Raw genomic sequence first — 14,415 nt, 5'->3', positions numbered from 1 at the left:
TCAGTCGGGGCGCTGCCGCAGCATGCCAAGCACTTCCCGGACTTCCGGACGATCGATGTCACCCTCGGGCTCTTTCCTGCACAGCAGCAGGTCGAGCAGATCGTTATCGGCCAGATCCATCAGGGCCTCGAGACCCGCGGCCTGACGCACCGTCAGCGTGGATTCGAAGCGCTGGAAGAACCGCTCGATGAACAGATCGTTCTCCAGCAGGCCGCGTCGGCAGCGCCAGCGCAGCTTGCTGAGTGCACGCTCGTCGAGCAGAGTGTCCATTGCTGTTCTTTCAGAGGTCTGACCGCGACAGGCCGGGCCGGGGTGGTGGCCCGGCCCGCCGCGGCGGGCGGGCGCGAGGGGGTCAGACGGCCCGGCGGACCATCAGCTCCTTGATCTTGCCGATCGCCTTCGTCGGGTTCAGACCCTTCGGGCACACGTCCACGCAGTTCATGATCGTGTGGCAGCGGAACAGGCGGTACGGGTCTTCCAGGTTGTCCAGACGCCCGGCGGTTTCCTGGTCGCGGCTGTCGGCGATGAAGCGGTAGGCCTGCAGCAGGCCGGCCGGGCCGACGAACTTGTCCGGGTTCCACCAGAAGCTCGGGCAGCTGGTCGAGCAGCTCGCGCAGAGGATGCACTCATACAGGCCGTTGAGCTCGTCGCGCTCCTCGGGCGACTGCAGACGCTCCTTCTCGGGCGGCGGCGTGTCGTTGACCAGGTAGGGCTTGATCGAGTGGTACTGCTTGAAGAACTGCGTCATGTCCACGATCAGGTCGCGGATGACCGGCAGGCCCGGCAGGGGCTTCAGGACCACCACGCCCGGCAGGTCGCGCATGTTGGTCAGGCAGGCCAGGCCGTTCTTGCCGTTGATGTTCATCGCGTCCGAGCCGCACACGCCTTCGCGGCAGGAGCGGCGGAACGACAGCGTCGGGTCGACCTTCTTCAGCTTGACCAGGGCGTCGAGCAGCATGCGCTCGTTGCCGTCGAGCTCGACCTCGATGGTCTGCATGTACGGCTTGGCATCCTTGTCGGGGTCGTAGCGGTAGATCTGGAAAGTGCGCTTCTGAGCCATGTTGTTTCTCCTCGGGCGCTTCTTAGAAGGTACGGACCTTCGGCGGCACCGACTCGACGGTCAGCGGCTTCAGGTTGACGGACTTGTACGACAGCGAGTTGGTGGCACTGTCCCACAGGGTGTGCTTCATCCATTCCTTGTCGTTGCGGCCCAGCGGGAATTCCTTGTCGTCGGCACCGCGCTCGTAGTCCTTGACGGTGTGCGCGCCACGGCATTCCTTGCGGGCGGCGGCCGAGGTCATCGTGGCCTGGGCGGCTTCCATCAGGTTGTCGACTTCCAGCGCCTCGATGCGGGCGGTGTTGAAGACCTTCGACTTGTCCTTGAGCGTGATGTTGCGCACGCGCTCGCGGATCGCGTTGATCTTGACCACGCCCTCGTCCATCGTCTTCTGGGTGCGGAACACGCCGGCGTGCTGCTGCATCGCGGAGCGGATGTCGCCGGCGACGTCCTGGGCGTACTCGCCCGAGGTGCTGGCGTCCAGGCGGGCCAGGCGGGCCAGCGAGCGGTCGGCGGCGTCCTTCGGCAGGTCCTTGTGCGACTTCGGCGACTTGGCCAGCGACTCGATGATGTGGTTGCCGGCCGACTTGCCGAACACCAGCAGGTCGAGCAGCGAGTTGGTGCCCAGGCGGTTGGCGCCGTGCACCGACACGCAGGAGCATTCGCCCACCGCGTACAGGCCGTTCACGATGGTGTTGACGTTGTCCTTCGTCGTCACGACCTGGCCGGTGATGCCGGTCGGGATGCCACCCATCTGGTAGTGGATGGTCGGCACCACGGGGATCGGCTCCTTCGTGATGTCGACGTTGGCGAAGTTGTGGCCGATCTCGAACACAGAGGGCAGGCGCTTCAGGATGGTGTCGCCGCCCAGGTGGGTCATGTCGAGCACGACGTAGTCCTTGTTGGGACCGCAGCCGCGACCTTCCTTGATCTCCTGGTCCATGCAGCGCGAGACGAAGTCGCGCGGGGCCAGATCCTTCAGCGTCGGCGCATAGCGCTCCATGAAGCGCTCGCCGTTGACGTTGCGCAGGATCGCGCCTTCGCCGCGGCAGCCTTCGGTCAGCAGCACGCCCGCGCCGGCCACGCCGGTCGGGTGGAACTGCCAGAACTCCATGTCCTGCAGCGGGATGCCGGCGCGCGCGGCCATGCCCAGGCCGTCGCCGGTGTTGATGAAGGCGTTGGTCGATGCAGCGAAGATGCGGCCCGCGCCACCCGTGGCCAGCAGCACGCTCTTGGCCTCGAAGATGAACAGCTCGCCGGTCTCCATCTCGAGCGCGGTCACGCCGACCACGTCGCCTTCGGCGTCGCGGATCAGGTCCAGCGCCATCCATTCGACGAAGAACTGCGTGCGCGACTTGACGTTCTGCTGGTACAGCGTGTGCAGCATCGCGTGGCCGGTGCGGTCGGCGGCGGCGCAGGCGCGCTGGACGGGCTTCTCGCCGTAGTTGGCGGTGTGGCCGCCGAACGGACGCTGGTAGATGGTGCCGTCGGCATTGCGGTCGAACGGCATGCCGAAGTGCTCGAGCTCGTAGACGACCTTCGGCGCTTCACGGCACATGAACTCGATGGCGTCCTGGTCGCCCAGCCAGTCCGAGCCCTTGATGGTGTCGTAGAAGTGGTAGTGCCAGTTGTCTTCCGACATGTTGCCCAGCGAGGCGCCGACGCCACCCTGGGCGGCGACGGTGTGCGAGCGGGTCGGGAAGACCTTGGTCAGGACGGCGACGTTCAGGCCGGCGCGCGCGAGCTGCAGCGAGGCGCGCATGCCCGAGCCGCCTGCACCGACGATGACGACATCGAACTTGCGGCGCGGCAGGGAACCAGAATAGCTGGCGGAAGTAGCGATCGACGCCATCAGAGTCTCCAGAGAACTTGCACTGCCCAGCCGGCGCAGCCGACGAGCCAGACGACCGTGGCCACCTGCAGGGTCAGGCGCAGGCCGACCGACTTGGTGACGTAGTCCATGTAGATGTCGCGCACGCCGACCCAGGCGTGCCATGCGAAGGCGATGATGACGGTGAAGGTCAGCGTCTTCATCCATTGCTGGGCGAAGATGCCCGACCAGGTGTCATAGCCCAGCGGGCCGCCGAACAGCACCTGCACCAGCAGCACGATGGTGAACAGCGCCATCAGCACCGCGGTGACACGCTGCACGAGCCAGTCGCGCAGGCCGTAGTGCGCACCGGTGACGATGCGCTTGGAACCGTAGTTCTTGGACATGGGGGAAACCGTCTCTCGACGTCTCTAAAGGTCAGACAGGCTCAGAACAGGCCGAACAGCTTGGCGCCGAGGGCGACGGTCAGCAGCAGGCTGATCGCGAAGCTGACGACGGCCGAGGACTTGCCCTGCTCCTTGGTGACGCTGTGGGTGGCGTCCATCCACAGGTGGCGCACGCCGGCGCAGAAGTGGTGCAGGTAGGACCAGATCAGGCCCAGCACGACGATCTTGGCCAGCGGGCTGGCCAGCACCGCGGCGAACTCGCCGTAGGAGATCTCCGAGCTCACGCTCTTGTCGAACATCCAGATGATGAACGGCAGCAGCACGAACATGATGATGCCGCTGGCGCGGTGGAGGATCGACAGCTTCGCCGCGATGGGAAGCCGGTACTGGGTCGCGTCGATGAGACGCATCGGGCCTGGCCGCTGTTTGAGGGTGTCTGCCATGAGATGCCTTTGTAATTACGAAGAAACCGCGGAATTTTATTGCAACGCAGCAGGCAAAGCACCGTTGCCGGCACGCTGACCCGTCCTTTTCAGTTCAGCTCGTTGCGATAGTGATGCGTCGAGGTGTTGTAGAAGCCCCTGCGCAGTTCCACGGGCTTGTCACCATACGTGAACGACAGCCGCTCGACGCTGAGCAGGGGGCTTCCCGCGTCAACACCGAGCACGCCTGCCACCTCGCCGTCCGCCGCCACGGCCCGGATCTTCTCCTCCGCCCGGATCATCCTGACGCCGAACTCGGACTCGAACAGGCCGTACAGGGGCCCCTTGTAGTCACCCATGCGCTGCGCCGTCAGCCCCTTGAAGAGGCTGGCCGGCAGCCAGATGTCGTCCAGCACGATCGGGCGCCCGTTCTGCGACAGGGTGCGACGGACCTCCACCGTCATCTCGCCGGCCCGAAGCGCCAGCGCGCGGGCGACGTCGGCCGGCGCGGGAATGCGGCGGCAGTCCAGGAACTGGCGCTGCATCGGCACCGGCTCGCCGCCGCCTTCGGGCTGCAGCCGCAGGAATCGATACTGGATCTTCTGCTCGCTGTGGGTGGCGACGAAGGTGCCCTTGCCCTGGCGGCGAACCAGCAGATTCTCGGCTGCCAGTTCGTCGATAGCCTTACGCACGGTGCCCTGGCTGACGCGAAAGCGCGCGGCCAGCTCGAGTTCGCTGGGGATCGCCTCGCCCGGCTTCCACTCGCCGGCCTGCAGGCCGCGCATGATCAGCGCCTTGATCTGCTGGTAGAGCGGGCTGAAGGAGGGCGCGCCGCCGTCCCCCGCGGAGTCCGGCGGGGCATTCATCGGCATTGATGAAGAGGCGGATTGCGGCATGGCCGGCATTGCAGCACAAGCGAGTGTCGGGTTGCAACGCTGTTCTACAAGATGTCTTATATAAGACATAAGATCGTTGACAGGGTCCGGGTCGACACCTAGACTGCGCGGTGCTTTTCAAGTAGACCCCACCCCCCGGCAGCACTCTCGCCGCACCCCAATTCCAGGAGCCTCGCCCATGAGCAAGTCCCCCGTTCGCGTCGCCGTCACCGGCGCCGCCGGCCAGATCGGTTACTCCCTGCTGTTCCGCATCGCCTCGGGCGAGATGCTGGGCAAGGACCAGCCGGTCATCCTGCAGCTGCTGGACCTGCCGCAGGCCCAGAACGCCTGCAAGGGCGTGATGATGGAACTGGAGGACTGCGCCTTCCCGCTGCTGGCCGGCATGTTCGCCACCGATGATCCGAACGTGGCCTTCAAGGACGCCGACGTCTGCCTGCTGGTGGGCGCACGTCCCCGCTCGAAGGGCATGGAGCGTGCCGACCTGCTGACCGCCAACGGCGCGATCTTCACGGTCCAGGGCAAGGCCATCGCCGAGAACGCCAAGGAAGACGTCAAGGTGCTGGTCGTGGGCAACCCCTGCAACACCAACGCCTACATCGCCGCCGCCGCCGCCAAGAAGGTCGGCCGCACGAACCCGGCCAACTACCACGGCATGCTGCGCCTGGACCACAACCGCGCGCTGAGCCAGCTCGCTGCCAAGACCGGCCGCGACGTCGCCAGCCTGAAGCAGCTGGTCGTGTGGGGCAACCACTCGCCGACCATGTACGCCGACTACCGCTTCTGCACCTCCAACGGTGACAGCGTGAAGGCCCTGGTCAACGACGCCGTCTGGAACAACGACGTCTTCCTGCCGACGGTGGGCAAGCGCGGCGCCGCCATCATCGAGGCCCGCGGCCTGTCGTCGGCCGCCTCGGCCGCCAACGCCGCCATCGACCACGTCCGCGACTGGGTGCTGGGCTCGGACGAGTGGGTCACGATGGGTGTCCCGTCGGACGGCTCCTACGGCATCCCGGAAGGCATCGTCTTCGGCTTCCCGTGCGAGTGCAAGGACGGCGGCTACAAGATCATCCAGGGCCTGGAGATCGACGCCTACAGCCAGGAAAAGATCGCCATCACCCTGAAGGAACTGACCGACGAGGCCGACGCCGTCAAGGGCATGCTCTGACGCGCTGCCAGCGCAGGTGTCCGCCGCGTTCCTGACCGGAGCGCGGCACGGACCAGCCGATCCCGGCCGGTCCACAATGAAAGGCCGGCCGCCACAAGCGCCGGCCTTTTTCCGTTTCTGCCCGGTCTTCCCCTCCGACCTCCACGCCCCGGATTCCGATCATGAGCACGATGTCCACCGCCCCGCACTCCGTCCATCCGCGCGACGCGCTGTTCGATGCCGGCGAGCTGCTGCCGGCCGACCTGCCGGTCTGCGACCACTACGCCGGCGTCGAGGTGCGCATGCGCAAGAGCCTGGAGATGCAGGCCGAGCTCGGCCCCGTCTTCGACATCACGCTCGACGGCGAGGACGGCGCGCCGGTCGGCGGCGAGCTCGAGCACGCGCAGCTGATCGCCGAGATGATCGACTCGGGCGCCAACCGCTTCGACCGCGTCGGCGCGCGGGTGCAGACCGTCGACCATCCGGCCTTCGAGGCGATGGTCGACGCCATCGTCGCCCGTGCCGGCGCGCGCGTGGCCTACATCATGGTGCCCAAGCCGCGCGGCCTGGCCGATGTCGAGCGCGCGGTCGCCGCGATCGACGACGCCATCGCCCGCCACGGCGTCGGGCGGGCGATTCCGGTGCATGCGCTGGTCGAGACGCATGGCGCGCTGCGCGAGGTGCAGGCGCTGGCGGCGCATCCGCGCATCGAGTCGCTGTCCTTCGGCCTGATGGACTTCGTCTCCGACCACCGCGGCGCCATCCCGCAGAGCGGCATGTCGGTCAAGGGCCAGTTCGAGCATCCGCTGGTGATGCGCGCCAAGCTGGAGATTGCCGCCGCCTGCCACTGCTGGGGCAAGGTGCCCTCGCACTGCGTCGTCACCGAGTTCAAGCACCTCTCCGCGCTGGAGGAGGCCGCGACCAAGGCCTGCCGCCAGCTCGGCTACACCCGGATGTGGAGCATCCACCCGGACCAGATCCGCACCATCGTCGACGCCTTCTCGCCCACCAGCGCCGAGGTCGACCAGGCCGCTGAGATCCTGCTGGCCGCGCAGGCCGCCGGCTGGGGGCCGATCCGCCACCGCCACCACGGGCAGGACACGCTGCACGACCGCGCGAGCTACCGCTACTTCTGGCATGTGCTCGAGCGTGCGCACCGCACCGGCCCGCTGCCGGCCGAGATCCAGCGGCATTTCTTCGCGCAGGCCTGAGGACAGGCGCGCGACCTGTCACGATCGGTCGCGTTCCCGTCTGTAAAGCGGGGATCGGCCGGCAGGGGCTTGGGCACAATCGCGGCCTTCGTTCCTGTTTTCCGGAGTCTTCCGATGACCACCTCCGCCACCCGCACCCTGTCCCTGGCGCTGATCGCCGTCGCCTGCGCCCTGTCCGCCGTCCCGGCCTCGGCCGTCACGAAGAAGAAGGCCGCCGCGGCAGCCGAGGCCGCGCCGGCGCCGGCCGTGCTGGCCGACCTGAGCCCGGAGCAGATCGACAGCGCCGGCCGCGTGCTCGTCGGTGCGCAGCAGTGCGAGTTCGGCCAGAAGGTCGACCTGTCGCCGGCCGACAAGCCCGGCTATTTCCACCTGAACTTCAACAAGCGCCAGTACACGATGGCGCCGGAGCCGACCACCACCGGCGCGGTCCGCCTCGAGGACAAGCACACCGGCGTCGTCTGGATCCAGATCGCCAACAAGTCGATGCTGATGAACGCCAAGGCCGGCCAGCGCATGGTCGACGAGTGTGTCCATCCGGACCAGAAGAAGCCGCAGCAGTCGGCCGAAGCCGGCGCTCCGGCCTCGCGCTGATCCGGTCGGCGCGCCGGGATGTGACAGCGGCGGCTCCGGCCGCTGTACCTCGCGTGACACACCCGCCTCTTGGCAAGTCTTATATAAGACATAAAATACCGGACTAACCCCTGCCCAGGGCCGCCCGGCCCGCAAGCCGATCGGGGCACTGCCACACCGCACGGAGCTCTTCATGCTGCAAGCCTATCGTCAACACGTCGCCGAACGCGCCGCCCTCGGCATCCCGCCGCTCGCCCTCGATGCCAAGCAGGTCGCCGAACTGATCGAGCTGATCAAGAACCCGCCGGCTGGCGAGGAAGCGTTCCTGGTCGATCTGCTGACGCACCGCGTGCCGCCGGGCGTGGACGATGCCGCCAAGGTCAAGGCCAGCTTCCTGGCCGCCGTCGCGCACGGCGAGCTGTCGGTGGGCCTGGTCTCGAAGGCCAAGGCGACCGAGCTGCTGGGCACCATGGTCGGTGGCTACAACGTGCACCCGCTGATCGAGCTGCTCGACGACGCGGAAGTCGCCGGCATCGCCGCCGAAGGTCTGAAGAAGACCCTGCTGATGTTCGACTACTTCAACGACGTCGCCGCCAAGGCCAAGGCGGGCAACGCCAAGGCGCAGGAAGTGATGCAGTCGTGGGCCGACGCCGAGTGGTTCACCAGCCGTCCGGAAGTGCCGAAGTCGATCACCGTGACCGTGTTCAAGGTGCCCGGCGAGACCAACACCGACGACCTGTCGCCGGCCCCGGATGCCTGGAGCCGTCCGGACATCCCGATGCACTATCTGGCGATGCTGAAGAACACCCGTCCGGGCGCGGCCTTCGTGCCGGAGCAGGACGGCGTGCGCGGCCCGATGCAGTTCATCGACGACCTGAAGAAGAAGGGCAACCTGGTCGCCTACGTCGGCGACGTGGTCGGCACCGGCTCGTCGCGCAAGTCGGCGACCAACTCGGTCATCTGGGCCACCGGCGAAGACATTCCCTTCGTGCCGAACAAGCGCTTCGGCGGCGTGACCCTGGGCGGCAAGATCGCTCCGATCTTCTTCAACACGCAGGAAGACTCCGGCTCGCTGCCGATCGAAGTCGACGTTTCCAAGCTGGAAATGGGTGACGTCATCGACGTGCTGCCGTACGACGGCAAGATCACCAAGGGTGGCGAGACCGTCGCCGAGTTCTCGCTGAAGAGCGACGTGCTGCTGGACGAAGTGCGCGCCGGCGGCCGCATCAACCTGATCATCGGCCGCTCGCTGACCGCCAAGGCCCGCGAAGCGCTGGGTCTGCCCGCCTCGACGCTGTTCCGTCTGCCCAAGGCTCCGGCCGCCAGCACGGCCGGCTTCACGCTGGCGCAGAAGATGGTCGGCCGCGCCTGCGGCCTGCCGGAAGGCCAGGGCATCCGCCCGGGCACCTACTGCGAGCCGAAGATGACGACCGTGGGTTCGCAGGACACCACCGGCCCGATGACCCGCGACGAGCTGAAGGACCTGGCCTGCCTGGGCTTCTCGGCCGATCTGGTCATGCAGTCCTTCTGCCACACCGCCGCCTATCCGAAGCCGGTGGACGTGAAGATGCACCGCGAGCTGCCCAAGTTCATCGCCAACCGCGGTGGCGTGGCGCTGCGCCCGGGCGACGGCGTGATCCACTCTTGGCTGAACCGCCTGCTGCTGCCCGACACCGTCGGCACCGGCGGCGACTCGCACACCCGCTTCCCGATCGGCATCAGCTTCCCGGCAGGTTCGGGTCTGGTGGCCTTCGGCGCCGCGACCGGCGTGATGCCGCTCGACATGCCGGAATCGGTGCTGGTGCGCTTCAAGGGCGAGATGCAGCCCGGCATCACGCTGCGCGATCTGGTCCACGCGATCCCGCTGTACGCCATCAAGGCCGGTCTGCTGACCGTCGAGAAGAAGGGCAAGAAGAACGTCTTCTCGGGCCGCGTGCTCGAGATCGAAGGTCTGCCGAACCTGAAGGTCGAGCAGGCGTTCGAGCTGTCGGACGCCGCCGCCGAGCGTTCGGCCGCCGCCTGCACGGTGCAGCTGAACCCCGAGCCGATCGCCGAGTACCTGCGCTCGAACATCGTCCTGATGAAGAACATGATCGCCGACGGCTACGCCGACGCGAAGACGCTGGCGCGCCGCATCGAGAAGGTCGAAGCCTGGCTGGCTGATCCGCAGCTGCTCAAGGCCGATGCCGACGCCGAGTACGCCGCCGTCATCGAGATCGATCTGGCCGACATCAAGGAGCCGATCGTCTGCTGCCCGAACGACCCGGACGACGCTAAGTTCATGTCCGAAGTCACCGGCACCCAGATCGACGAAGTCTTCGTCGGTTCGTGCATGACCAACATCGGTCACTTCCGCGCCGCCGGCGAGATCCTGAAGGGCAAGAAGGACATCCCGGTGCGCCTGTGGGTGGCCCCGCCGACCAAGATGGATGCCTCCGAGCTGACCAAGGAAGGCTACTACGCCACCCTGGGCGGCGCCGGCGCCCGCATGGAAATGCCGGGCTGCTCGCTGTGCATGGGCAACCAGGCGCAGATCAAGGAAGGCTCGACCGCCATGTCGACCTCGACCCGCAACTTCCCGAACCGCCTGGGCAAGAACACCAACGTGTTCCTGGGCTCGGCCGAGCTGGCCGCGGTGTGCTCGAAGCTGGGCCGCATCCCGACCGTCGAGGAATACATGGCCGAGATCGGCGTCGTCACCAAGAATGCCGACAAGATCTACAAGTACATGAACTTCGACCAGATCGAGGAATATGTCGAGAACGCCAAGGGCGTGAACGCCTGAATCGGCAGCTAGCCGATTGATCTTGGCGGTGCGAATCGCCTAAACCTGAAAAAAGCCCGCCGGGGGAACCTTGGTGGGCTTTTTTAATGAGTTGTCATCAGCAACCGTGCGGTCATGAATGTGTATGCATTCATGATCAGACTAAATTCCAATGAACCTCAACGACTTCTGCAGTCTGGTGGATAACCTCCCTGCGTCGGAATCAGATGCCACACGAAGCATGGACGAGGAGGTTTATCTGGAAGAAATTAGAGGCTGTTTCACGCCAGTTGAAAGTGATCAGTCCCTGCGCACGGCGGTCGAGTTCCTTGAGGATCTCGGAATCAGGCATCTGTGCGATGGTATAGAGATTGAACGTAGCTGGCGCGTGGCGGCGTGCATCCAGCAGGCGCTTCGCCGGCGTGGTAACTCGCCTACGGCGCAGAGTGATTGGTCTCGCGCAGTCGGCTTGGCGGATAGGCTGGCTGCGTCGCATAAGAGCCACATGCCGATCGACCAGAGCATCTCCACCAATGCCCGAATCTCGACGCTTTCGCATGCGGTCAGGATCTTGCGCGACAAGGGGTACCGAATCGATCTCCCTGCGACGGGCGGTGCAGACATGCCCGATTCCGAGTTGTCGCGCCTTGTTGACGAAATTCATCGGCTTGCAAAGTCACTTGGACAGTCACTTGCCATCTCGGCAGCGGGCGCAATGCGACCACGTTGGAGTGATTTCACTGGTCGGTTCAATCTCGGTCGACCAGGGTATGTTGTGCAGATTGATGCTACTCCGCAACAGCCTCTGGCTTACCTGTACCAGCTGGGGATCCGCTACTTTTCCCTGGAGCCAACTGCGTCCGATCCGCAACGCGCATTGACGGATTTGTTGGCATTGTTGACCAACGCCACGGCAATGCTGGATTTGGTTCCGCGATCGTTTGACCTGATGTTTGCACGCGTAGCCGACGTCGTTCCCATCCTGCGGCAGTCGACTGTCTACGACTCAGTGTTCCTGGTCACACAGGCCAAGGTGTCTCACGTAAAGAGTTTTCTCGATTGGATGATGCGGCATCCGTCGTTCGCGTCGCTCAAGAGCAAATCCGGCACGTCGGCATCACAGGTTCACTCCCTCGCATCGATGCTGCTGCACGCCTGTGCGACAGCCAAGATGATCGATGAATTCACGGTGATTCGTCCTGTCGCCGCTGCCGTTGCGGTCAATGCTGACGTGGTTCCGGCCGTCGCGCTCTTGAGAGACATCTTCTGCCACAAGAATGGGGCCAACCAGAGTCTTACGTTTCCCCCAAAAGACGAGCATGTCGATGCGGCTTTTCGGCCACTTCTTGCTGTCGGGGATGCCTTGGTGATGCAACCGCCGTCGATTGGCGCGCGGGCAGTATTGAATGCGACGATGGATTGGTGTCGTCGAGCATGGCCCAAGGGCGGAAACTTCGATAGTGAAGCACTGGGATCGATGTTCGAGGAGTTCGTTCGCGACAAGCTGTCCGAGAAAGGGGTGACCGTTCTCTGTGGTGACTACGACCAAGCCGGCGACGACGGTGAGTGCGATGCCGTGATTGAGACAAACGAGGCAGTGATCTTCATCGAACTCAAGAGCAAGTTGCTCACGCGCAAGGCGAGGTCGGGTGATGATCTGGCAGCCTTGGTCGATCTTGCCCAAGCAATCGTTCGCCCCCAAGCGCAGGCCATGTCGCGACATGCGGCGCTGGCAAAAAGTGGCGTCCTTCGGTTGAAATCAAAGAGTGGTGAAGCTCCGGTCTTTCTGTCTGGTCGAGAGGTTCTCAAGGTATCGATCACCCGCGGTGATCTGGGTAGTCTTCACGACCGGCTATTCTTGGCGCAATTCCTCAAGGCGGGTTCAGTAGCAAACTTTGAAACCGTCGACCCCCAAAAGCAGGATCAGCTCGAAGAATTGGGGGGATGGTTCAAGAAGCTCAAGGTCGCTGCGCAGTCGGTCGGAGAGGATGACTATCTGAAGTCTCCATTGCCGTACTCACGTTGCTGGAGTCTTTCAGTGTTTCATCTTCTCCTTCTCTTGGAGAACACTGTCGACAACGAGACATTCTCCAGCGAGCTGCAGCGCACGAGGCGGTTAATCACCCCTTTAAGAGATTTCTATGAGGAGTACGCCTACGCACGGCATAACCTGCGACTATAAATTCAGTGCATGGTCAGATATGGATTCTGAATTGATGCCCGGTATGTTGTATTTCGGATTTGAGCCGGCCGTCGAAAACGCAAAGGGCATGAATGCCTGAGACCTGAATTTGGGGCTGGCATGAGTCATGAAGACATCAGCGCAGACCATCTGGCAATGACCTCGCCGCGGCTGCTGCCGCTGGGCGACGCCGCCTGGACGCTCGAGTTCGGCCGCCGCCTCGATCCGGCGCTGGCCGAGCAGGTGGCGCGGCTGGCGGCACGGGTGCGCGCGGCGCAGCTGCCCGGCGTGGTCGATCTGGTGCCGACGCTGCGCTCGCTGACGGTGCATTTCGAGCCCGAGGCGGTCGAGGCCGAGGCGCTGGGCGCGCAACTGCTGGCGCTGGCCGGTGCGCCCGGCGCCGATCTGCCGGCCGGGCGCCACTGGCGGCTGCCGCTGTGTGCCGAGCCGGCCTTCGCGCCCGACCTGGGCGAGCTGGCCGAGCGCCTGGGTCTGCCGCCCGAGGCGGTGATCGACGGCCTGTGCCGTGCGGTGCTGCGGGTCGGGCTGATCGGCTTCATGCCCGGATTTCCCTACCTGATCGGTCTGCCGCAGGCGCTGCACCTGCCGCGCCGCGCCACGCCGCGCACCCGGGTGCCGGCGGGCTCGGTCGCGCTGGCGGCCGGCCTGTGCGGCGTCTATCCCTGGGACAGCCCGGGCGGCTGGTGGCTGGTCGGGCATCTGCCGCTGCCGCTGTTCGAGGCCGATCACCCGCAGGCGCCGGCCTGGCTGGCGGCCGGCGACCGGCTGAGCTGGCAGCCGGTCGAAGCGGCTGCCCATGCGGCGCTGGCGGCCGACTGGGCCGCCGGGCGGCTGCGGCGCGAGGACTTCCTGATGCCGGAGAACGCATGAAACCGGACGCGCACGACGGCCGCCTCGAGGTGGTCCGCGGCGGCGCTGGCTGCACGGTGCAGGACGCCGGCCGCGTCGGGCATCGTCACGAGGGCGTGGCGCTGGCGGGCTGGCTGGACGGCTGGATGGCGGGCGCGGCCAATGCGCTGGTCGGCAACCCGCCGCAGGCGGCCTGCCTGGAATGGCGCGGCCCGGCGCTGCGGCTGCGGGTGGTGCAGGGGCCGGTGCGGGTGGCGGTGGCGGGCGGCGCGGCCGCCTGGGCGCCCGACGCGCAGGCGCAGGTGCAGCCGCTGCCGCCCTGGCAGAGCGTGCTGCTGGAGACGGGCGCGGTGCTGGATCTGGCGGCGCTGTCCGGGGGCTGCGCCTGGATGGCGGTCAGCGGCGGGGTGCAGGTCGCGCCGGTGCTGGGCAGCCGCTCGACCCATCTGCGCACCCGCATGGGCGGGCTGGACGGGCGCATGCTGCAGCCGGGCGATGCTTTCGGCTGCGGCGCGCTGGCGCCGCAGGACCGGCGGCTGTGGTGCGCAGCGGCCGCGCCGGACTGGCTGGAGGCCGGGCCGATCCGTGTGCTGCCCGGTCCGCAGCAGGATCATTTCTCTGCCGGGGCCTGGGCGCGGCTGCTGGCCAGTGCCTGGCAGGTCACGCCGGCGCTTGATCGCATGGGCCTGCGCCTGGCCGGTCCGGCGCTGGCGCATGTCGATGCGGCGGCGGCCGACATCGTCTCCGACGGCGTGGTGCCCGGCGCGATCCAGGTGCCGGCCGACGGCCAGCCGATCGTGCTGCTGGCCGATGCCCAGACCGTCGGCGGCTACCCGAAGATCGCCACCGTCATCCGCGCCGACCTGCCGCGGCTGGCGCAGGCGCGCCCGGGCGAGCGGCTGACCTTCGCCGCGGTCGACGGGGCCGGCGCCCGTGCGGCCCTGGCTCGGCTGCGTGTGCGCTGGCTGGCCTGGTGCGCGGCGCTGCGGCCAGCACGTCCGCCCGGCGGCATCGACGAGCAGGCGCTCTACCGCGACAACCTGATCTCCGGCATGCTGCGCGCCGAGCCCTGAACCTTCTCC

The 14,415-nt window shown here is 66.3% G+C and carries 13 protein-coding genes; 7 read left to right on the top strand and 6 right to left on the bottom strand.

The genetic code is table 11. The annotated features are described in order from the left end of the window. From HNQ01_RS04745 to HNQ01_RS04720, 6 genes are all read right to left on the bottom strand, one after another. Nucleotides 1–270: an FAD assembly factor SdhE gene (locus tag HNQ01_RS04745; RefSeq protein ID WP_173804219.1), complete on the bottom strand. Its 270-nt coding sequence runs from the start codon at nt 268–270 to the stop codon at nt 1–3. A gap of 82 nt (nt 271–352) precedes the next feature. Continuing rightward, nucleotides 353–1,060: a succinate dehydrogenase iron-sulfur subunit gene (locus HNQ01_RS04740; RefSeq protein WP_149504016.1), complete on the bottom strand. Its 708-nt coding sequence runs from the start codon at nt 1,058–1,060 to the stop codon at nt 353–355. A gap of 22 nt (nt 1,061–1,082) precedes the next feature. Beyond that, nucleotides 1,083–2,909 (bottom strand): succinate dehydrogenase flavoprotein subunit, encoded by a 1,827-nt coding sequence (gene sdhA / locus HNQ01_RS04735; RefSeq protein ID WP_173804218.1) that lies wholly within the window; start codon nt 2,907–2,909, stop codon nt 1,083–1,085. Further along, nucleotides 2,909–3,274, bottom strand: a complete 366-nt coding sequence (gene sdhD, locus HNQ01_RS04730) for a succinate dehydrogenase, hydrophobic membrane anchor protein (RefSeq protein WP_173804217.1) — start codon at nt 3,272–3,274, stop codon at nt 2,909–2,911. The genes sdhA and sdhD overlap by 1 nt, the downstream gene beginning before the upstream one ends. Before the next feature lie 41 nt (nt 3,275–3,315). Further along, nucleotides 3,316–3,717 carry a succinate dehydrogenase, cytochrome b556 subunit gene (gene sdhC, locus HNQ01_RS04725; RefSeq protein ID WP_173804216.1) on the bottom strand — a complete coding sequence of 134 codons (402 nt, stop codon included), beginning with the start codon at nt 3,715–3,717 and terminating at the stop codon, nt 3,316–3,318. A gap of 89 nt (nt 3,718–3,806) precedes the next feature. Then, nucleotides 3,807–4,568, bottom strand: a complete 762-nt coding sequence (locus tag HNQ01_RS04720; RefSeq protein WP_434801484.1) for a GntR family transcriptional regulator — start codon at nt 4,566–4,568, stop codon at nt 3,807–3,809. 202 nt (nt 4,569–4,770) lie between these two features. Between HNQ01_RS04720 and HNQ01_RS04715 the strand changes: the two genes are divergently transcribed. The 7 genes from HNQ01_RS04715 (at nt 4,771) to HNQ01_RS04685 (ending at nt 14,406) form a co-directional block, all read left to right on the top strand. Beyond that, nucleotides 4,771–5,757: a malate dehydrogenase gene (locus HNQ01_RS04715; protein ID WP_149504013.1), complete on the top strand. Its 987-nt coding sequence runs from the start codon at nt 4,771–4,773 to the stop codon at nt 5,755–5,757. A gap of 170 nt (nt 5,758–5,927) precedes the next feature. Further along, nucleotides 5,928–6,947 carry an HpcH/HpaI aldolase/citrate lyase family protein gene (locus HNQ01_RS04710; protein WP_173804376.1) on the top strand — a complete coding sequence of 340 codons (1,020 nt, stop codon included), beginning with the start codon at nt 5,928–5,930 and terminating at the stop codon, nt 6,945–6,947. A 114-nt stretch (nt 6,948–7,061) separates the two neighbouring features. Then, nucleotides 7,062–7,538, top strand: a complete 477-nt coding sequence (locus HNQ01_RS04705; protein ID WP_173804214.1) for a hypothetical protein — start codon at nt 7,062–7,064, stop codon at nt 7,536–7,538. 172 nt (nt 7,539–7,710) lie between these two features. After that, nucleotides 7,711–10,302 (top strand): bifunctional aconitate hydratase 2/2-methylisocitrate dehydratase, encoded by a 2,592-nt coding sequence (gene acnB / locus HNQ01_RS04700; protein ID WP_173804213.1) that lies wholly within the window; start codon nt 7,711–7,713, stop codon nt 10,300–10,302. A 151-nt stretch (nt 10,303–10,453) separates the two neighbouring features. After that, nucleotides 10,454–12,463, top strand: a complete 2,010-nt coding sequence (locus HNQ01_RS04695; RefSeq protein ID WP_173804212.1) for a hypothetical protein — start codon at nt 10,454–10,456, stop codon at nt 12,461–12,463. Between the two features lie 156 nt (nt 12,464–12,619). Then, a complete protein-coding gene (locus HNQ01_RS04690; RefSeq protein WP_217427403.1) occupies nt 12,620–13,354 on the top strand; it encodes a 5-oxoprolinase subunit B family protein in 735 nt (244 codons plus the stop codon). Beyond that, the gene (locus HNQ01_RS04685; protein WP_173804210.1) at nt 13,351–14,406 is read left to right on the top strand and encodes a 5-oxoprolinase subunit C family protein; all 1,056 of its coding nucleotides are present in this window, start codon (nt 13,351–13,353) and stop codon (nt 14,404–14,406) included. Before HNQ01_RS04690 ends, HNQ01_RS04685 begins: the two co-directional genes overlap by 4 nt. Nucleotides 14,407–14,415 lie beyond the last annotated feature (9 nt).

Origin of the sequence: Sphaerotilus uruguayifluvii (assembly GCF_013294065.1) — a bacterium.
Lineage (GTDB): Bacteria > Pseudomonadota > Gammaproteobacteria > Burkholderiales > Burkholderiaceae_C > Sphaerotilus > Sphaerotilus uruguayifluvii.
Note: the sequence above shows the minus strand (reverse complement) of the source record. Positions and strands in the feature narration are given on the sequence as shown.

Excerpts from the sequence above, each read along its gene's own strand:
- HNQ01_RS04710 (WP_173804376.1), top strand. The coding sequence starts at position 5,928 with ATGTCCACCGCCCCGCACTCCGTCCATCCGCGCGACGCGCTGTTCGAT.
- HNQ01_RS04690 (WP_217427403.1), top strand. The coding sequence starts at position 12,620 with ATGACCTCGCCGCGGCTGCTGCCGCTGGGCGACGCCGCCTGGACGCTC.
- acnB (WP_173804213.1), top strand. The coding sequence starts at position 7,711 with ATGCTGCAAGCCTATCGTCAACACGTCGCCGAACGCGCCGCCCTCGGC.
- HNQ01_RS04745 (WP_173804219.1), bottom strand. The coding sequence starts at position 270 with ATGGACACTCTGCTCGACGAGCGTGCACTCAGCAAGCTGCGCTGGCGC.
- HNQ01_RS04685 (WP_173804210.1), top strand. The coding sequence starts at position 13,351 with ATGAAACCGGACGCGCACGACGGCCGCCTCGAGGTGGTCCGCGGCGGC.
- sdhD (WP_173804217.1), bottom strand. The coding sequence starts at position 3,274 with ATGTCCAAGAACTACGGTTCCAAGCGCATCGTCACCGGTGCGCACTAC.
- HNQ01_RS04695 (WP_173804212.1), top strand. The coding sequence starts at position 10,454 with ATGAACCTCAACGACTTCTGCAGTCTGGTGGATAACCTCCCTGCGTCG.
- HNQ01_RS04720 (WP_434801484.1), bottom strand. The coding sequence starts at position 4,568 with ATGCCGATGAATGCCCCGCCGGACTCCGCGGGGGACGGCGGCGCGCCC.
- HNQ01_RS04740 (WP_149504016.1), bottom strand. The coding sequence starts at position 1,060 with ATGGCTCAGAAGCGCACTTTCCAGATCTACCGCTACGACCCCGACAAG.
- HNQ01_RS04705 (WP_173804214.1), top strand. The coding sequence starts at position 7,062 with ATGACCACCTCCGCCACCCGCACCCTGTCCCTGGCGCTGATCGCCGTC.
- sdhC (WP_173804216.1), bottom strand. The coding sequence starts at position 3,717 with ATGGCAGACACCCTCAAACAGCGGCCAGGCCCGATGCGTCTCATCGAC.
- HNQ01_RS04715 (WP_149504013.1), top strand. The coding sequence starts at position 4,771 with ATGAGCAAGTCCCCCGTTCGCGTCGCCGTCACCGGCGCCGCCGGCCAG.
- sdhA (WP_173804218.1), bottom strand. The coding sequence starts at position 2,909 with ATGGCGTCGATCGCTACTTCCGCCAGCTATTCTGGTTCCCTGCCGCGC.